The organism is Rhodococcus sp. NPDC077669, from assembly GCF_040686915.1.
Lineage (GTDB): Bacteria > Actinomycetota > Actinomycetes > Mycobacteriales > Mycobacteriaceae > Rhodococcoides > Rhodococcoides fascians.
The window spans coordinates 149,036-170,834 of sequence record NZ_JBFBMD010000007.1 but is presented as its reverse complement, the minus strand read 5'-3'; the positions used below and the strand labels follow the sequence as shown (position 1 = coordinate 170,834).

The 21,799-nt window shown below is 66.8% G+C and carries 1 protein-coding gene; it reads left to right on the top strand.

Annotated features, from left to right (window positions below; translation table 11 throughout):
• Positions 1-38: 38 nt before the first annotated feature.
• Positions 39-21,794: a non-ribosomal peptide synthase/polyketide synthase gene (locus AB0P23_RS11575; RefSeq protein ID WP_363797643.1), complete on the top strand. Its 21,756-nt coding sequence runs from the start codon at positions 39-41 to the stop codon at positions 21,792-21,794.
• Positions 21,795-21,799: the final 5 nt, after the last annotated feature.

Below are 21,799 nucleotides of genomic sequence, written 5' to 3'. Positions count from 1 at the left end.
CCGGTTGTGCACGTGGATCGATCAGGAGGAAAAGTTAGATGGCGGTTGGACGTCGACGCGAGGCAGCATTGACGGTCGAGGACCTTCCGCGCTTGGTTCGGAGCGTCGCTGCGGTAGAACCGGACCGCGTGGCGCTCGCGCACCTCGGCACGGAGTTGACCTACGCCCGGTTGGACGAGGAGATCACCACCCTCGACACGGCCATGGGTGGGGTTCTCGGCCCGGACGCGCTGGTCCCGGTCGTGCTGTCCAACACCGTTCCCGGCCTCATCGAGGCCACCGACGGTGGTCTCGACGCCGTGGTCTCGTCGGTGGTCTCCGATGCCGCGACGGTTCTCGGTGACGACGACTCGGCGTCGAGCCCGGCCGAACCCGAGGCAACCACCCTCTACACCCTGTTCGCCGATCAGGCCGAGCGCACACCGGACGCACCCGCGCTCGTGTTCGGCGGCGAGAGTCGGTCCTATTCCGAGTTCGCAGAGTCGGTCGAACGCCTCGCCCGGGTTCTGATCCAGCGGGGAGTCGGCCCGGATTCGACGGTGGGGCTGTCGATCCGCCGCTCGTTCGATCTGCTGGTGGGTATGTACGCCATCTCGGCAGCCGGTGGTGCCTACGTTCCGTTGGACCCCGAGCACCCGGTGGATCGACTCGCCTACGTCCTCGATACCGCGCGACCGGTTCTGGTGCTCACGACATCGGAGGACCTGCCGCAGTTGCCGGACGGCACGCAGACTCTGCTCGTCGATGCCGTCGACGTCACCGGCGTGACTGCAGGGCGCATCACCGATGCGGACCGGCTCGGCACCCTCGGCGAAGACGACCTCGCGTACGTCATCTTCACGTCCGGTTCGACCGGGCGTCCGAAGGGCGTGGCGGTGGGCCACCGCGCGATCGTCGCCAATATTTCCTGGCGGCAGCGGGAATACACGATGACCCCGGCCGACGTCGTCTTGCAGAAGACGCCGTTCACGTTCGACGTGTCGGTCTGGGAGTTCTTCTGGCCGTTGCAGATCGGCGCGACACTGGTGATCGCCGAGCCAGACGGGCACCGCGACCCCGCCTATCTCGCCCGCGTCATCGCTGAACACGGCGTGACGGTGACCCACTTCGTACCGTCGATGCTGTCGGTCTACGTTGCCGAACCCACCGCCGCACAGGCCGATTCGCTTCGCATGGTGTTCGCCTCCGGCGAGGCGCTGCCGGCGCGAACCGTCAACGCGTTCCACGCGATCTCCAGTGCCGAGTTGCACAACCTCTACGGTCCCACCGAAGCAGCCGTCGACGTCACGTACTACCGAACCCCGCAGGTGGAGGACGGCTCGGTACCGATCGGCGCTGCCGTCGACGACACCGACCTCTACGTGCTCGACGAGGGTCTGCGGCGCTCACCCCGGGGAGTCGAGGGAGAGCTCTATCTCGCGGGCGTGCAGCTCGCTCGCGGATACCTCGGACGCACGGACCTGACGTCCGATCGATTCGTCGCCGACCCGTTCGGTGAGCCGGGGGACCGGATGTACCGCACCGGCGACCTGGTGCGCCGACGCGCCGACGGCCAGATCGAGTACATCGGCCGCACCGACTTCCAGGTCAAACTGCGTGGCCTCCGTATCGAACTCGGCGAGATCGAGCAGGCGCTGTTCGCCGAGCCGCAGGTGACCCAGGCTGCAGTACTCGTTCACGCCGACCACTCGCAGGCGCAGTTGGGCGAGCAGCTCGTCGGCTATGTCGTGAGCACCGAGCCCGATATCGATCACGACGGCCTGGCCGATGCGGTGCGCCGGCGCATGCCCGAGTACATGGTGCCGTCGGTGTTCGTCGTGCTGGACGAATTCCCGCTGAACGCCAGCGGCAAGCTGGACCGAAAAGCCTTGCCTGCGCCCGATTTCGCCTCGCTCGTACGCGAATACCGAGCCCCGGGCACCGACACCGAGACGGCCATGGTGGCAATTTTCGAGACGGTGCTCGGGATGGACCGTATCGGCGTGGACGACGACTTCTTCGTCCTCGGCGGAAACTCGCTCAACGCGACCCGCGTGATCGCGCGAGTCAACGCGGAACTGGGCACAGCAGTGGATGTGCGGTCGTTCTTCGACGCACCGACCGTCGCCGAACTCGCCGCGGCCGTCGATGCCGCAGGCTCGACGCACGCGCGACCTCCGTTGGTGGCGCAGCAGCGGCCCGAACGTGTGCCACTGTCGCTGGCCCAGCAACGGATGTGGTTCCTCAACCGATTCGAGCCGGACTCGGCTGTCAACAACATCCCGGTCGCCATCGCGTTGAGCGGCGAACTCGATTTCACCGCCCTGCAGGCGGCCTTGATCGACGTGTTGGACCGGCACGAGTCGCTGCGGACGGTCTACCCCGATCACGACGGCATCGGCTTCCAACAAGTACTCGAATCCGATTCGGTGGCAGTGGAATTGGAGCGCGCGACGGCAACCGATGCCGACGTTCCCGCCGTGCTGCTCGAGTTCGCGCTCAGGCCCTTCGATCTGGCGGTACAGCTGCCCTTCCGGGCGGTGCTTCTCGAGACGGCCGAGACCGAGCACGTGCTCGCGTTCGTGGTGCACCACATCGCGGCCGACGGATTCTCGATGGGCCCGCTGACCCGAGACGTGGTGGCCGCATACGTGGCGCGCACCAACGGGCAGCAACCACAGTGGACTCCGCTGGAGGTGCAGTACGCCGACTTCACGCTGTGGCAGAGGGCCGTCCTCGGCAGCGAGGACGATCCGGAATCTCTGATCTCGGCGCAGGAGAACTACTGGCGGCACCGACTCGGCGGCGCACCCGACCAGTTGGAGCTACCCACCGACCGTCCCCGCCCGGCGGTCGCCACGACCAACGGCGGCACGCACACGTTCGAGATCGACGCCGAACTGGTCCGCGCGCTGGAGAAGCTCGGAAGAGACCACAACGCAACGACATTCATGGTCGTGCACGCCGCGCTGGCCGTGCTGTTGGCCAAGCTCGCGGCCGCCGACGACATCAGTATCGGTACGCCGGTCGCCGGCCGTGGAGACGCGGCCCTCGACGACGTCGTCGGCATGTTCGTCAACACACTGGTGCTGCGCACCGAAGTCGATCCACGGACGTCGTTCGACGATCTGCTGCGCGAGATCCGGGAGGTGGACCTCGCTGCGTTCTCGCACGCCGACGTGCCCTTCGAGCGTCTGGTGGACGTGTTGGCCCCGGCGCGCTCGCAGGCACGCCACCCGCTGTTCCAGGTCATGTTGACGTTCCAGAACCTGGATCGAACCTCGGTCGAGCTCCCCGGCCTGACCATCGCAGCGGTCGACTACGAGGCAGACCTGGCCAAGTTCGATCTGCAGGTGACGCTGTGGGATTCGGCACCGGCCGGCTCCGAGCCCGCGGGCCTGACCGTCGCCCTGACCTATGCCGCGGACCTCTTCGACAAATCGACGATGGCTCGATTCGGAGAGCGGTTCGTTCGGGTTCTTCGTGCGATCACCGCAGCGCCCGCCGCAGCCGTCGGAGAGATCGACCTGCTCGACTCGGTCGAGCGGGAGTCGGTGCTGACGTTCGGTTCGGGACCGGCGCACGAGATCACCAGCGGAACAACGTTGGTAGGGCAGTTCGATGGTCGCGTCGAGCAGACCCCCGACGCGCAGGCCCTGGTGTTCGAGGACGTTCGGCTGACGTACGCCGAGCTCGATGCGCGCGCGAACCGCCTGGCGCGGTACCTGTTGTCGGTGGGTGTCGGGACCGATTCGACGGTCGGCCTCGCAGTCGGCCGCAGTATCGAGTTGTTCGTCGGTATGTACGCGATCGTCAAGGCCGGTGCTGCGTACGTACCCATCGATCCGGCTCAGCCGTCGGAGCGCAACGAGTACATCGTGAGCACGGCCTCGCCGGTACGGGTGCTCTCGAGCACCCGAGATCACGTCGAGTTCCCCGGCGTGGAGACGGTGGACATCGATACCGTGGACGTGTCGGAATTCTCGTCGGCGCCGGTCACCGATGCGGAGCGGACGGCACCGCTGCGGGCAGAGAACCTCGCATACGTCATCTTCACCTCGGGGTCGACGGGTCGGCCGAAGGGCGTCGGCGTATCGCACGCGGCGATCGTCAACCGGTTGTCGTGGATGCAGCACGAGTACCCCCTCGGTCCGCAGGACGTGGTGTTGCAGAAGACACCGGCTACGTTCGACGTGTCGGTGTGGGAGTTCTTCTGGGCCTTCCAGGTCGGCGCATCGGTGGTCGTCGCGGTTCCCGAGGGTCATCGGGATCCGTCGTACCTGCTCGATGTCATTGCACGCGAACATGTCTCGGTAGTGCACTTCGTGCCGTCGATGATGTCGGTGTTCACACCGGAGGCGCTGCGTAGGCCCGACGCGGGAGCGTCGCTGCGTACGGTGTTCGCCTCGGGGGAGGCGCTTGCGCCTGCTACTGCACATTCGCTGCGCCGCGCGCTCCCACAGGTGTCGGTGCACAACCTGTACGGCCCGACCGAAGCTGCTGTCGACGTGACCTATCACGCGGTCTCCGACGCGGACACAGCCGTGGTGCCGATCGGTTCACCGGTGTGGAACACCGATGTGCGCGTTCTGGATTCGTCGTTGCGGCCGGTTCCGGTCGGGGTGTCGGGAGAGCTCTATCTCTCGGGTGTCCAGCTCGCCAGGGGATACGTGAGCCGACCCGATCTGACCGCGGATCGCTTCGTTGCCGATCCGTTCGCGGTCGACGGTACGCGGATGTATCGAACCGGCGACGTGGTGCGGTGGCTGCCCGCCGGTGAGTTGGAGTACGTGGGCCGGTCCGACTTCCAGGTGAAGTTGCGTGGTCTCCGTATCGAACTCGGCGAAATCGAATCGGCTCTGTTGGATCTTCCCGAGATCGCTCAGGCCGTGGTGCTCGTGCGACGAGAACAACTGGTTGCCTACGTCGTCCCCACCGAAGGCCCGGTCGATGTGGACCGGGCACGCACCGCGCTACGTGGACGTCTGGCCGAGTACATGGTACCGACCACCGTCGTGGAATTGGCCGAATTCCCGCTCGGCGGAAGTGGCAAGCTCGATCGAAAAGCGCTGCCCAATCCCGAATTCGAGGCAACGCCCTACCGAGCACCGTCCGATCCGGTCGAAGAGATCGTCGCGAACGTGTTCGGCGCGGTCCTCGGACTCGACCGAGTCGGTGTGGACGACGACTTCTTCGCGCTCGGCGGCAATTCGCTCGTCGCCACTCAGGTCGCCGCACGACTCGGTGCCGAGCTGGGCACGACGGTGCCCGTCCGAACGATGTTCGAGGCAGGCACGGTGGCAGCCTTGGCTGCTGCGTTGGAAAGTCACGTCGGCCACGGAGTCTCCGCGCCTCTGGTGCCGCAGGAACGCCCCGAACGAATTCCGCTCTCGCTCGCCCAGCAGCGGATGTGGTTCCTCAACCGATTCGAGCCCGAATCGGCGGTCAACAACATCCCCGTGGCGATCCGGCTCACCGGAGCACTCGACACTGCGGCCCTGAACGCAGCGGTCGTCGACGTTCTCGACCGGCACGAAGCACTCCGCACCGTCTACCCGAGTGTGGACGGAGCGGGGCATCAGGTGATCCTGCCTGCCGAATTGGTGGCACCGGACCTGACGCCCACCACACCGTCCGCCGACGGTGCGGTGGCCGACCTGATCGCGTTCGCCTCCGAAGGATTCGACGTCACCCAGTCGATTCCCCTGCGCGCGAAACTGTTCCAGGTCACCGACGACGAGTACGTGCTGGTCGTCGTGGTTCATCACATCAGCGCAGACGGGTGGTCCATGGGACCGCTGACCCGCGACGTGATGACGGCTTACCTCGCTCGTGTGGCCGGCGACGCTCCGCAGTGGACGCCGCTGGCGGTGCAGTACGCCGACTTCGCGCTGTGGCAGCGCGCCGTGCTCGGCGACGACGCGGATCCGAGCAGCCTGACGGCAGCACAGGCGGACTACTGGCGTTCGGCCCTGGCGGACCTGCCCAGTGAGCTGACCCTGCCGTACGACCGGCCGCGTCCTGCGGTGCAGTCGTACTCGGGCGGGCGGTTCCAGTTCGACATCGATGCGGATCTGCGTGCCTCGCTCGACGATCTGGCCCGGTCGACCGGAACCACCCTGTTCATGGTGCTCCACGGTGCGCTCGCGTTGTTCCTGGCTCGCATGTCCACCTCGGACGACGTTGCGGTGGGTACCGCCGTCGCAGGCCGCGGCGAGGCCGTCCTGGACGACGTGATCGGCATGTTCGTCAACACCCTGGTGCTCCGCACCTCGGTCGATCGAAGCAAGGGATTCACCGACCTCCTCGGCCACGTCCGGGACGTCGACCTCGATGCATTCGCACACGCGGACATCCCCTTCGAGCGGCTCGTCGATCTGCTCGAACCCGAGCGAACGACGGCCAGGCACCCGCTGTTCCAGGTGGCGATCGCGTTCGAGAACCTGCCGCCGAGCGAATTCCATCTTCCCGATCTGACGGTCTCGGCGGTCGACGTCGAGGTCGACACCGCCAAGTTCGACCTGTCGCTGACGCTGCACGAGAAGTCCGACGGCACCGGTCTGTCCGCCGGTTTCCTCTACGCGCGAGACCTGTTCGACGAGGACACGATCGAGGTGTTCTCGCGTCGTTTCCGCTGGCTGCTCGAAGCGATCGTGGCGACACCGAACACCCCGGTGGGCGATCTGTCCATCCTCTACGACGACGAATACGACCGGCTCACCCACGTCCACGGTGACGACGTGTTGGCCGGCGGCACTCTGGCCGAGATCTTCGCTGCCGGAGCCGCACTCGACCCGTCGGCGACCGCGATTCGCTACGAGGGCCGCTCGATCTCGTACGCCGAACTCGATGCGACGTCCTCGCAGCTCGCCCGGGTGCTCATCGAGCGCGGGGCCGGCCCCGAATCCGTTGTGGCTCTGGGATTCCAACGCTCCTACTTCATGGTGCTCGCGGTCTGGGCAGTGGCGAAATCGGGGGCCGCGCACCTACCCGTCGACCCGACGTATCCGCAGGATCGCGTCGCCCACATGGTCTCGGACTCCGAGGCCCTACTGGGCCTGACCACCCGGGCACACTCGGATCGGCTCGCCGGCGGACAGCAGGACCTGACCTGGCTGAGCGTCGACGACGACGAGTTCGTGGCCGAGGTCCGCACCCGCTCTGCCGACCCGGTCACCGACGCCGACCGCCTGCGACCCGTCACGTTCCAGAACCCCGCCTACGTCATCTACACCTCGGGCTCGACGGGCAAGCCGAAGGGCGTTGTCGTCACGCACGCCGGACTCGGCGGCGTCCTCGACGCAGCAACCGATCTCTATCACCTGAAACCGGCCTCGCGGTTCCTCCACGTCTGCTCGCCGAACTTCGATCCGTCGGTTCTGGAGTGGATGGCGGCGTTCTCCGTCGGCGCGACGTTGGTAGTGGTACCCGCATCGATTCTCGGCGGCACCGAACTGGCCGAATTGTTGAAGGCGGAGAGGGTCACTCACACGATCATCACGCCCGCGGTGCTCGGCACGATGGATCCCCACGGGATCGATTCGCTCGAGGTGCTCTCGGTGGGCGGCGACGTGACCACTCCCGAACTGCTCGCCCGCTGGGCAGGGGACCGGAAGTACTTCAACGGGTACGGACCGACCGAGACCACGATCATCTCCAGCTTCGCCGAGTTGACGCCCGGCGAGCCGATCACCATCGGTCGACCGATTCACGGCATGTCCGTGCTCATCCTCGATTCCAGGCTCGAACCGGTTCCGACCGGTGTCGCGGGTGACCTGTATCTGTCGGGCGGTGCGCTCGCTCGCGGCTATCTCGGTAGGCCGAGTCTGTCCTCCGAGCGCTTCGTGGCCAACCCGTACGGCATCGACGGCGCACGGATGTACCGCACCGGCGACGTCGTGCGATGGACGGACGACCTGCAGCTGCAGTTCGTCGGCCGCACCGACTTCCAGGTCAAGGTGCGCGGGTTCCGTATCGAGCTCGGCGAGATCGACTCCGCGCTCACCGCTGTTCCCGAGGTCGACTTCGCCGTCACACTCGGACACGAACTGCCCTCGGGTGTCACCACCCTCGTGTCCTACGTGCTGCCGACGCGTGGTTCCGTCGTCGACGTCGAGGAGCTGACCGCCTTCGTCGGAAAATCATTGCCCGCCTACATGATCCCGTCGTCGATCATCGTTCTCGACACCGTTCCACTGACCCCGGTGGGCAAGTTGGATCGCGCCGCGCTTCCCGCACCCGTGTTCGAGGCCCGGGAATTCCGCGCACCCACCACCGCGGTCGAAGAGATCGTCGCCGGAGTGTTCGCCGACGTCCTGCACCTCGAGCGAGTGGGACTGGACGACGACTTCTTCGCCCTGGGCGGTAACTCGTTGATCGCCACCCAGGTGGTCTCGCGGCTCGGCGCGGCCCTGGACACGGTGGTCCCGGTGCGGGCGCTGTTCGAGAGCTCGACCGTGGCCGCACTGGTGGCGCACGTGGAGAGTGCTGTCGGTTCGGGCGGGCGCGCTGCACTCGTGGCGGGTCCGCGTCCCGAGCACCCGCCGCTCTCGCCTGCGCAGCAGCGGTACTGGTTCCTCAACCAGTTCGACACGACGTCGTCGGTGGACAACATTCCTTTCGCCGTGCGGTTGTCGGGTGAGCTCGACGTCGCTGCGCTGCAGTCGGCGGTGCGTGATGTCGTCGAGCGCCACGAGTCTCTTCGTACCCGGTACCCGGACTCGGCACAGGGCCCGTTCCAGCAGGTGTTGCCGGCGTCCGAGGTACCGATGGACCTCGCCGTCCGAGACGTGGCCGGTGTAAACGTCGTTGCCGCCGTGACCGAATTCTTTGCGCGGGGCTTCGACGTCACCGTCGAGGTGCCGGTCGACGCGCGCGTGTTCCGCGTCGACGAGAACGAGCACGTCCTGGCCTTCGTCGTCCACCACGTGTCGGCCGACGGCGCGTCGATGGGCCCGCTGGCCGTCGACGTCATGACCGCATACACCGCGAGATCTGCAGGGACGGCTCCGGACTGGGAGCCACGCGAGGTGCAGTACGTCGACTTCGCGCTGTGGCAGCGAACCGTACTCGGCACCGAATCGGATCCCGATTCGGTTGCAGCGCAGCAGGTGTCGTTCTGGAAGGATACGCTCGCCGAGCTGCCGGATCAGCTGGTGCTGCCCACCGATCGCCCGCGCCCGCCTGCGCAGAGTTTCCGCGGCGATGCCGTGCGGTTCACCGTCGACGCCGGCACGCACGCTGCTCTCGCCGAACTCGGACGTACCGAGCAGGCAACGTTGTTCATGGTGGTGCACTCGGCATTCGCCGTGTTGCTCGCACGCCTGTCCGGTTCCGAGGACATCGCGGTCGGAACGCCCATCGCCGGCCGCGGTGAGCGGGCTCTGGACTCGATGATCGGTATGTTCGTCAACACCCTGGTCTTCCGGTCGTCGGTCGAATCGTCGATGACCTTCAGCCAGTTGCTCGCTCAGGCCCGAGAGCGGGACCTGGCCGCGTTCGCGCACTCCGACGTTCCGTTCGAGCGTCTCGTGGAGGTGCTGAACCCGGTGCGGTCGACGGCACGCAACCCGTTGTTCCAGGTAGGCCTGTCCTTCCAGAACCTTGCCGAGTCGACGTTCGAGCTGCCGGGTCTGACGGTGAGTGCCGTCGAGGCGGATGCGGTGACTGCGAAAACCGATCTGCAACTGTCGATCTCGGATCGCTACGCCCCGGACGGCTCGCCCGCGGAACTGTCGGCCGAATTCAGTTACGCCACCGATCTTTTCGATCGCGCCACGATCGAAGGTTTTGCCGACCGGTTCGTTCGCCTCCTCGCCGCCGTGGCCGAGGACCCGTCGGCCGTCGTCGGCGATCTGGAGCTGCTCTCGCCCGAGGAACGCACCCGGATCGTCCGCACGTGGAACGACACCGATCACGATGTCGATGCGTCGCAGACGCTGGTATCGCTGTTCGATCGACAGGTGCAGGCGCAGCCCGACGCGGTCGCGGTGGTCCATGCCGGGCAGTCACTGTCGTACGGCGAGTTCGATCGTCGAATCAACCGGTTGGCCCGCGTCCTCATCGGTGCCGGTGTCGGCCCGCAGGTGACGGTTGCTCTGGCGATCAGGCGCTCGCTGGATCTGCTCGTCGCGATGTATGCCGTCGCCAAGGCGGGTGGGGCGTACGTGCCCATCGATCCGGATCAGCCGGCGGACCGCAATGCCTACATCCTGGAGGTAGCTGCTCCCGCTCTGGTCCTGAGTACTGCGCGGGACGGTGTCGATGTCGACTCGGTTCCGGTGCTGTTGGTCGACACCGATCCGCGAGTGCTCGACGCAGAGGTCTCGGACGCGCCCGTCACCGACAGTGAGCGCACCTCGCCGCTGCGGCCTGCGAACACCGCGTACGTCATCTTCACGTCCGGATCCACCGGCCGCCCCAAGGGTGTCGCGGTGAGTCATGCCGCCATCGTCAACCAATTGCTGTGGCAGAGCGCCCATTACGGACTGGGCAGCACCGACCGAGTGCTGCTCAAGACCGCGGCCACCTTCGACCTGTCCGTGTGGGAGTTCTGGGTCGCCACCGTCTCCGGTGGTGCGATCGTCGTGGCCGACGCCGAGGGCCACCGCGATCCCGCCTACCTCGTCGATCTGACGAACCGGGAATCGGTGACGACACTGCACACCGTGCCGTCCGTGCTCGACGCGCTGGTCACGGCGTCGGCGGGCACCCTGCCCGAACACCTGACGCGGATCCTGGCGATCGGCGAAGCGCTGCCGGTCGCCACGGCCGAGCGCGCGCTGCGCAGTTCTGCTGCGCGACTGGACAACTTGTACGGCCCGACCGAGGCCGCGGTCTCGGTGACTTCGCATCGGGTGACGACCGTCGACGGCACCACGGTTCCGATCGGTGGCCCGGAGTGGAACACCCGTGTCTACGTTCTGGATTCGCGTCTGGCTCCCGTTCCGGTCGGCGTCGCAGGTGAGCTCTACCTCGCGGGTGCGCAGCTGGCCGACGGGTACTTCGCGCGGCCGGATCTGAGCGCCGAGCGATTCGTCGCGGACCCGTTCACCCCCGGCGGCCGTCTGTACCGCACCGGTGACCTCGTATCCTGGCGCGCCGACGGCGAATTGGAGTACGTCGGGCGCACCGACTTCCAGGTGAAGATTCGCGGTTTCCGTATCGAGCTCGGCGACATCGATGCCGCTCTCGGATCGCTCGACGAGATTCGCGACGTCGCCGTGATCGCTCTCGCGGACACGGGATCAGGCGCGCGGCTCGTGGCCTACCTCGTGCCCGCCGATGGGGTGACGCTGGATCAGGACGGCATCCGTCGTGCACTCGCCGAACGTCTGCCGTCGTACATGATCCCGGCGGCCTTCGTCGTGCTCGAGGCTCTTCCTCGCGGCGTCAACGGAAAGCTGGATCGACAGGCGCTCCCCGAACCGCAGTTCGAGACAGCCGAATTCCGCGCGCCGACCAATCCGGTGGAAGAGGCCGTCGCGGCGGTCTTCGCCGAGGTGCTCGCTGTCGAGCGCGTGGGTCTGGACGACGACTTCTTCGCGCTCGGCGGTAACTCGCTCATCGCCACTCAGGTGGTCTCCCGGCTGGGTGCGGCGCTCGATACTCAGGTGCCTGTCCGCTCGATCTTCGAGTCTCCGACGGTGCAGTCGCTCGCACGTGCGATCGAGTCCGAGGTGGGTACCGGTGCGCGCCGGGCACTGACGGCTCGAACACGACCGGACTCGGTGCCGCTGTCGATGGCTCAGCAGCGCATGTGGTTCCTGAGCCAATTCGATCCGACCTCCGCCGTGAACAACATCCCGGTCGCAATTCGGTTGTCCGGCAGCATCGATGTCGATGCACTCACCAACGCCGTGCACGACGTGCTGGCGAGGCACGAAATTCTGCGCACCGTGTACCCGGAGGTCGACGGACGGGGCCATCAGGTGGTACTCGGTACCGCGGAGGCCGGCGTGACGGTTGTCGTCGACGACGTCGACGAGAGTTCGATCGAGCAGGCCCTGCGCGACTTCGTGTCCGCGGGATTCGACGTGACCCGAGCTGTTCCGGTCCGAATCCGGATCCTGCGGGTCAGCGAGACCGAGCACGTACTGGCCTTCGTCGCCCATCACATCGCCGCGGACGGGTTCTCGATGGGACCCCTGACGCGCGACGTCATGGTGGCCTACACCGCCCGTGCCGCGGGGGAGAACCCGCAGTGGGCACCACTCCCGGTGCAGTACGCGGACTACGCGTTGTGGCAACGCGAGGTACTCGGTTCCGAGGACGACCCCGATTCGCCGTTGGCGAAGCAGCTCGCCTACTGGACGACGGCTCTGGCCGGTGCCCCGGCACAGCTCGATCTCGCGACCGACCGGCCGCGTCCGGCGGTGGCGTCGTATCGCGGTGCGGCATACAACTTCTCGATCGACGAGGCTCTGCAGTCGAACATCGCTCGCGCTGCCCGCGCCAACAACGCCACGAACTTCATGGTGGTCCACACCGCGCTCGCGGTGCTCCTCGGCGCGATGGCGGGTACCGACGACGTGACGATCGGAACCCCGGTCGCTGGCCGCGGTGACGCCGATCTGGACGAGCTCGTCGGCATGTTCGTCAACACGCTCGCCCTGCGTACCGCGGTGCACCCCGCGGCAACGTTGCGCGAGCAACTCGCCGCAGTTCGCGAGGCCGACCTGGGAGCCTTCGGGCACGCCGACGTGCCGTTCGAGCGGCTCGTCGACGAGCTGGCCCCGGACCGCTCACAGGCTCGCCACCCGATCTTCCAGGTCATGCTGACGTTCCAGAACCTGAACCGCCAGACGTTGGCCCTGCCGGGGTTGACTGTCGAGGGCATCGATTTGGGTAGCGCGTTCGCGAAATTCGACCTGCAGGTGACGCTCTGGGAGAACACGGACGACCGCGGTGCTCCCGCCGGAATCGACGTGCAGTTCGACTACGCCACAGATCTATTCGAAGAATCCAGCATGGCCTCCCTCGGGCGACGGCTCGTCCGGGTACTGCACGCGCTGACCGACACACCGGACGGGGTCGTCGGCGACATCGACATCCTCGAGGAGGGCGAACGTACCCGCGTCCTCGAGGACTGGAACGCCACCGCGCACGAGGTGGATCCCGGCGCAACTCTGGTGTCGCTGTTCGAGACCCGAGTTGCCGAGTCCCCGGACAACACCGCCACGAGCTTCCTCGACGATCGGGTGACGTACCGCGAATTCTCCGAACGGGTCAACGCGCTCGCGCGTCTGCTCATCGCCGAGGGAGTCGGCCCGGAAACCGTGGTGGCGACGGCCATGCGCCGCTCCATCGACATGCTGACGGGTATCTACGCAGTGCTCGCCGCCGGTGGTGCCTACGTTCCGGTCGACCCGGATCTACCGGCCGAACGAATCGGCTACATCCTGGACACGGCGGCACCGGTGGTGCTGCTCACGACCGAGCGCGACGGTACAGATCTCGTGACCGACGCCGCCAGAATCCTGGTCGACACCGTCGACACGACAGGTCTGTCCACGGCACCGGTGACCGATGCCGAGCGAACCGCACCGCTGCGACCGGCGGACACCGCGTACGTCATCTTCACCTCCGGCTCCACCGGTCGCCCCAAAGGCGTTGCGGTCAGCCACGAGGCCATCGTCAACCGTCTGCTGTGGATGCAGGCCGAATACCGTCTGACCGAGCAGGACAAGGTGTTGCAGAAGACGCCGGTCACGTTCGACGTGTCGGTGTGGGAGCTGTTCTGGCCGTTGCAGATCGGTGCCGAACTCGTCATCGCGGTGCCCGACGGCCACCGAGATCCGGCATATCTGGTGAGCACCGTCGCCGAACGCGGCGTCACGGTCGCGCACTTCGTGCCGTCTTTGCTGGCCGTGTTCGCCGCTGCGGACGGTGTGTCGAACTGCACCGGCCTGCGTGCGGTGTTCGCCTCCGGTGAGGCATTGCCTGCATCGGTTGCCTCGGCCCTGCGCACTGCTCTGCCCGCAACCGAGCTGCACAACCTGTACGGCCCGACCGAGGCCGCTGTCGACGTCACCTATCACCATGTCCTGCCGTCGGACACCGTGTCGGTTCCCATCGGCGCACCGGTGTGGAACACGAGGGTGACCGTGCTCGACGCGCGACTGCACCCCGTTCCCGTCGGGGTGCCCGGAGAGCTGTATCTCGCGGGGTGTCAACTGGCCCGCGGATACCTCGGCCGCCCGGACCTGACCGCCGACCGGTTCGTCGCCGACCCGCACGGCAGTGCCGGCTCGCGGATGTACCGCACCGGAGACCTGGTGCGGTGGAGGCGCGACGGTGAACTCGAGTACCTCGGCCGCACCGACTTCCAGGTCAAGCTGCGCGGACTGCGCATCGAACTGGGCGAGATCGAAGCCGCGCTGACTGCAGATCCGTCGGTCGACCAAGCCGTCGTTCTCGTGCGCCGGACGCCGTCGGCAGGTGAACTCCTGGTCGGCTACGTCGTTCCTGTCGCCGGTGAGACGATCGACACCACAGCGGTCACCGCCTCGGTTGCGACCCTGGTTCCGGAATACATGGTTCCGGCCGGGCTCATCGTGCTCGATGCCCTGCCACTCGGGCCGAACGGCAAGCTGGACCGCAGAGCACTACCCGAACCGGAATTCGGCAGCGATGCCGAATTCCGCACCGCGACAACCGACACCGAACGCATCATCGCCGAGGTCTTCGCAGACGTCCTCGGCCTCGACGCCGTCGGGGTCGACGATTCGTTCTTCGCGCTCGGCGGCGACAGCATCGTCTCGATTCAGCTCGTTTCTCGCGCCAAGGCCAGGGGAATTCAGTTCGGGCCGCGAGATGTGTTCGAGCGCAAGACCGTTGCCGGTCTCGCCGAGGTCGCCGTGATCGTCGGTGAGGGCAATGACGCGGTCGTGCTCGAGGAACTCGACGGCGGCGGCGTCGGTTGGATGCCGCTACCCCCGTTCGGTGTAGCGATGATCGAGCGCGGCGGCGGGTGGTCACGCTTCCATCAGGCCGTCACACTGGAGCTGCCGCTCGGTATCGACCGAGCCGGGATTCTCGCCACGGTGACCGCAGTGGTCGATCGACACGACGTGCTGCGGTCGACCCTGGTACACGACGACCGCGGCTGGGGCCTCGAGGTTGCGGGCACCGGAGCCGTCGATGTGGATGCGTTGCTCACCCGCGCCGATACCGATTCGGCTGCAACAATATTCGACGATGCGGTGGGAACGCTCGACCCCACCGCCGGTCGCATGCTCGCCCTCGTCTGGGTCGATCGAGGACCCGAGGTGCCGGGCACGCTGACCGTGGCGGCGCACCACCTCGTGATCGACGGAGTGTCGTGGCGAATTTTGGTCCCCGACTTCGTCTCCGCCTGGGCTCAGGTGTCGGGGGGAGTGACCCCGACCCTCCCCGAGGTCGGGACCTCGATGCGGCGTTGGACCCATGCACTGGTCGACGCGGCAGCGAGCGAGGCGCGGCTGGCCGAATTGCCGCTGTGGCGTTCGATCGCCGACACCGAGGACCCCGTGCTGGGCAACCGCCCCTTCGATCCCGCGGTCGATGTCGTGGCGACGCTCGAACGGGTGAACATCGAACTGACACCCGACGTCACGCGCACCTTGCTGACCACCGTTCCGGAGATCTTCCGCGGCGGAGTGGGCGACGGGTTGCTGGCCGGGCTCGCTCTGGCCGTCACGAGACTGCGGTCCGAGCGCGGCATCACTGCACCGGCAACACTGGTGCAGCTCGAAGGCCACGGCCGCGAGGAAGCGGTGGTTCCCGGAGCTGATCTGGGACGGACCGTCGGCTGGCTGACCAGTCTGTTCCCCGTTCGCCTCGACCTGACCGGAATCGACGTCGATGCTGCGTTCGCGGGAGGGTCGCAGCTCGGAGACGCAGTCAAGGCAGTCAAGGAGCAGATGCTGGCGCTGCCCGATCGAGGCATGGGCTGGGGACTGCTCCGCTACCTGAACTCGGAGACCGCTGCGGAACTGGCCGAACTCGGTACCGGACAGATCAGCTTCAACTACCTGGGCCGGGTCGACGCCGGCGAGGTCCCGGACGAGATGAAGTCGCTCGGCTGGTTGCCGGCCGCCGACGGCGAGCTCTCCGCGCCCGGTGACGCCGACATGGCCGCGAACAAGACCGTCGACATCAACGCCATCGTGCTCGACACCGACGAGGGCGGGGTCCTGAGCGCCAGCTTCGCGTTCCCGACCGGAGCCGTGTCCGCGGACACGGTCGAGCGTCTCGCCGGGCTGTGGTCCGAGGCGTTGTCGGCGCTGGCCTCGTACGCCGAGGTACCCGGCTCGGGTGGCCTGACCCCGTCGGACGTGCCTCTGGTGGCGCTGTCGCAGGCCGACATCGCGTCGTTCGAGGCGCGTTACCCACAGCTGACCGACATCTGGTCGCTGTCACCGTTGCAGCAAGGACTGCTGTTCCACGCGTTGTTCGCCGACGCGTCGATCGACGTCTACACCATGCAGGTCGTACTCGACCTGGCCGGCGAGGTGGACGCCGAACGGTTGCATCACGCTGCCCAGACGCTGCTGGATCGGTACGACAATCTGCGTACCTCGTTCACCGCGACCGCAGACGGCGAGACGGTGCAGATCGTCCATCAGGACGTCGTGTTGCCCTGGACCACGATGGACCTGTCGCACCTCGACGAGCCGGAACGTGGCACAGCAGTCGCCGATGCCCTGGCGGCCGAGCAACGACGGCATTTCGACGTCTCCACTGCACCGCTGCTGCGTTTCGTCCTCGTGCGAATCACCCCGACCACCTACAAGCTCGCGATGACCAACCATCACGTGCTCCTCGACGGGTGGTCTCTGCCGCTGGTGATGAAGGAACTGTTGTACCTGTACGCCGCTCGTGGTTCCACCTCGTCGATGCCGAGGGTTCGCTCGTATCGCTCCTACCTGGCATGGCTGAACCGACAGGACCCGGCCGTGTCTCTCGGTGCGTGGACCACCGCGCTGGCCGGAGTCGAGGAGCCGACGTTCGTCGCACCGCCGAGTGTCGGACGAGAGATCTCCGCCCGCTCGGCAGAGACGGAGCGATTCGTCGATCCCGAGACCACCGCGTCGCTCGTGGCGCTCGGTGGCAGGCTCGGCGTCACCGTCAACACGCTGGTGCAAGCGGCCTACGGCCTGCTGATCGCACACATCACCGGCCGCACCGATGTCGTGTTCGGTGCCACGGTCTCCGGCCGTCCCGCTGCTCTTCCAGGCGTCGAGTCGATGATCGGCCTGTTCATCAACACCATCCCGGTGCGCGTTCGATTCGATCCGGCCGACACTGTCGAGAACTACCTGGTCCGGATTCAGGGAGAACAAGCAGACCTGCTCGACCACCATCACATGGGACTCGTCGACATCCAACGGGCGATCGGAATGGGGAATCTGTTCGACACCCTCACCATCTTCGAGTCCTACCCGGTGGACGAAGCCGAGCTGACGCAGCAAGCGGCAGCGATCGACGGAATGACCGTCGAGTCGGTGAGCTCGAACGACAACACTCACTACCCACTGACGTTGTTGGTCGTGGCCGAGGATCGAATCTCGTTCACGCTCAAGTACATCAGCGATCTGTTCGACGCTACGTACGTCGAGTCCATCCTGTCCCGGCTCGTCGGTGTTCTCGAAACCTTCGTCTCCGACACCACGACGGCGGTCGGCGATATCGATCTGCTCGGCTCGGAAGAACGAACCCGCGTGATCGACACCTGGAACGACACCGCGCACGAGGTCGACGCGGGCATCATGCTGACCGCGCCGTTCCGGGCTCGGGTTGCGGCGAACCCGGACGCCACGGCCGTGCTCTACGAGGGCACCGCAGTGACCTACGCCGAGTTCTCGGAGCGGGTCAATCGTCTTGCCCGACACCTGATTTCGCTCGGCGTCGGCCCGCAGTCGCTCGTCGCTCTCGGCATGAGGCGAGGCATCGATCTGATGGTCGGCATGTACGCCGTCATCGAAGCCGGCGGCGCGTACGTGCCCATCGATCCGGACCACCCGGCCGAGCGCATCGAGTACATCCTCGACACCGCGGTGCCGGTCGCCGTTCTCTCGACCAGCCACGATCGGACGGGACTGCCGGAACGGTTCCCGATTCTCGAACTGGACACCCTCGATCTCGCGTCCTACCCGGCAGACGCCGTGGCCGACGCCGACCGACTGGCACCGGTACGCCCGGAGAACACCGCCTACGTCATCTTCACGTCCGGGTCGACCGGGCGACCCAAGGGCGTCGCGGTGCCGCACCGCGCGATCGTCAACGAGATGGCGTGGATGATCGACCAGTACTCGCTCGACGAGAACGACGTCTACCTGCAGAAGACGGCGACGACGTTCGACGTGTCACTGTGGGGCTTCTTCCTCCCACTCCAGGTCGGTGCGAGCGTCGTTCTCGCGACCCCCGACGGCCACCGCGACCCGGCGTACGTCGCGGAGCGCATCGCCCGGCACGGCGTCACCGTCACGGACTTCGTGCCGTCGATGCTCACGGTGTTCGCCGCGTACGCCACCGAGGAGCAGTGCCGGTCGTTGCGACACGTCTACGTGGTGGGTGAGGCACTGCCGCCGGAGACGGTGACGGACTTCCGCGCGATCACCTCTGCCGGGATCCACAACCTGTACGGCCCCACCGAAGCCGCAGTGAGTGTGACGTACTGGGAGACGTCTGCCGACGAGGGCGCGACCGTCCCGATCGGTGCGCCGGAATGGAACACCCAGGCCTACGTTCTCGACGGCAGGCTGCATCCGGTTGCCGCAGGGACCGCGGGTGAGCTGTATCTGGCGGGAACGCAGCTCGCCGACGGATACCTCGGGCGGGTCGACCTGACGATGGACCGCTTCGTCGCGAACCCGTTCTCGGCTGCCGGCGAGCGCATGTATCGCACCGGAGACCTCGTCCGATGGCGATCGGGGCCGGGCGCTGCAGGAGTCCTGGAGTACATCGGGCGCACCGATTTCCAGGTCAAGTTCCGTGGCCAGCGGATCGAGCTCGGTGAGATCGAGACCGCACTGTTGGCCCATCCCGACGTCAACCAGGCCACGGCCGTGGTGGCGACCACCGGTGCCGGCGACCAGCTCGTCGGATACGTGGTGCCCGCGCCGGGTAGAACGCTGGACCCGGCCGAGGTACGCACCTTCGTCGGCGGCGCTCTGCCGAAGTACATGGTGCCGGCGACGGTGATGGTGCTCGCCGAATTCCCGCTGAACACCAGCGGCAAGCTGGACCGAAAAGCACTGCCGGAGCCGGTGTTCGAGGTTCGCGAGTTCCGTGCTCCCGCAACGCCGGTCGAGGAGATCGTGGCGGAGATCTTCGCCGAGCTGCTCGGCGTGCAGCGGGTCGGATCGGACGACGACTTCTTCGATCTCGGTGGTAACTCGCTGATCGCCACAAGAGTGGCGGGACGGGTGTCGGCTGCGCTCGGGAAGAAGGTCGGTGTCCGAGACCTGTTCGAGGCCTCGACGGTCTCTGCACTCGCCGCGCGCGCCGAATCACGCATCGACGACGCGAACGATATGCCGCTGCGTCGCCGACCGGCCGGCCAGACCGTTCCGTTGTCGCTCGCGCAACAGCGCATGTGGGTACTGAACCGACTCGACCCCGAGTCCGGGGCCTACAACATGCCGCTGGCGCTCCGTCTGCGAGGCGAGCTGGATGTCGCGGCACTGCAGAGCGCCGTGTCCAGCACCGTGGAACGCCACGAGGCACTGCGCACGCGCTACCCGGAAGATGCGAACGGTTCGCCCTACCAGGAGTTCGTCGACGCCGGATCGGTCGTACCCGATCTGACTCCCATCGACGCGACCGACGACTCCGACACCGCCGAACGGATTCGCGCACTCGTCTACGAGGGCTTCGACGTCACCGTCGCACCCCCGGTCCGGGGAGCAGTGTTCCGCTTCGGCCCGGACGAGTACGTCTTCGTCATCGTGATGCACCACATCAGCGGAGACGGCGCATCGATGGCACCACTGGCCCGTGACGTCATGACTGCGTACCTCGCTGCCGCGTCGGGAACCGACTACACGCCCGAACCGCTGACGGTGCAGTACGCGGACTTTGCGGTATGGCAGCGGCAGGTGCTGGGCTCGGACAGCGACCCCACGTCGATTCTGTCGCAGCAGTTGGCCTTCTGGGCGGACGAGCTCAGCGGGATCACCCCGGTCGTGTCGTTGCCGTGGGATCGGCCGCGAGCGGCTACCGCCAACCTGCGCGGAGCCAGTGTGAGTGTCGAGCTGGACGAGTCGGTACACACCGGACTCGCGGCGATCGCGCGCGAGAACAACGCGACTCTGTTCATGGTGTTGCACGCGGTCCTCGGGGTGCTGTTGTCGCGGATGAGCGGCTCCCGCAGCTTCGCCGTCGGCACGCCCATCGCCGGCCGCGGGCACGAGGCGCTCGACGGACTGGTGGGCATGTTCGTCAACACGTTGGCGCTGCGCACGGACGTGGACCCGGATGCGACGTTCGCAGAGCTGCTGACCGCTCTACGGGAGACCGACCTTCGGGCCTTCGCGAATTCGGACGTCCCGTTCGAGCGGGTCGTCGACACGATCGCACCGGACCGGAACGCCGGGTACACCCCGCTGTTCCAGACGGTTCTGTCGGTGGAGCCCCACGGCGAGGCGCGCTTCGAGCTGCCGAACCTGGTGGTCGAACCCGTCAGCGGCTTCGAGCCGACGGCGAAATTCGACCTGCAGGTCACGGTGGAGGCCCAGCACGCCGACGGGAATAGCGGCACCGGAACCCTGAACGTCGAATGGGTGTATGCCGCCGATCTGTTCGACGAGTCCACGGTCGCGTCGCTGGCGGAACGATTCGCACGCATCGCCGGTGCAGTGGCGGCAACACCAGCGGTCGTCGTCGGCGACATCGACGTGCTCGACGCCGCCGAGCGGGCGGCACTGACCGAGACCCCGCAGACCGCTGACTCCACTGCGGCACCGGTTCGGTCGGACCTGACCTTGCCGCAGGTACTCACCTCGACGGTGGACGCAGATCCCGATGCGCCCGCGTTGTCGTCGGACGGAGTCGAGACCACCTACCGTCAGCTCGACGAGCAGTCCTCACGTATGGCTCGGGTACTGATCGAACGTGGCGTCCGAACCGGAGTCGTGGTCGGCGTATTCGTCACCGACGCTGTTGCAGCCGTCGTGACGCAGTGGGCGGTGGCCAAGGCAGGCGGAGCCGTGGCTCCGATCGCCGCGTCGAACTCCTCCGACGTTCTGGAGCGAACAGGCGCGTCCGTGCTCGTCCTGGACGGTGACGACGCGCCGAGCTGGGCCGGGTCCGCCACGACCATCCACCTCGGACATCCGGATGTCGTCGACGCCATTGCCGCGAGTTCTGGGCGGCCGGTGACGTATTCGGACAGAACGGCGGTTCTGGGACCCGACAGCCCAGCGTTGGTCGTGGTCGAAAACGGCGCTGCGATCGACCACGGAACACTCGCTGCATTGGCGACGAACGCAGTGACGGAGTGGGCCGTGGCCTACGATTCGCGGCTGGCCGTTCCCACCCGGTTCGGTTCCGGTGCAGCAGTTCTTGCCGGTGTGGTCGCCGTGACGGCAGGTGCAGCCCTGGTCACCGATCGGGCGGAGTCCGCCGAGGACGCCGCCGATATCGTGTCCGCAGAATGGGTCACCCATGCGTTCCTTGCCTCAGCAGATGCTGCCGCGGTCGATCGACTGCAACCCGAGGACATCGAGGACCTCGTTGCGATCGTGTCGGTCGACGGTGACGGTGCCGAGATGAGCGGTGTCGACATTCCGGTGCATCGTCTGCCCGGGTCGATAGGAACCGCCGCCCGATAAGGTGA

Excerpts from the sequence above, each read along its gene's own strand:
- AB0P23_RS11575 (WP_363797643.1), top strand. The coding sequence starts at position 39 with ATGGCGGTTGGACGTCGACGCGAGGCAGCATTGACGGTCGAGGACCTT.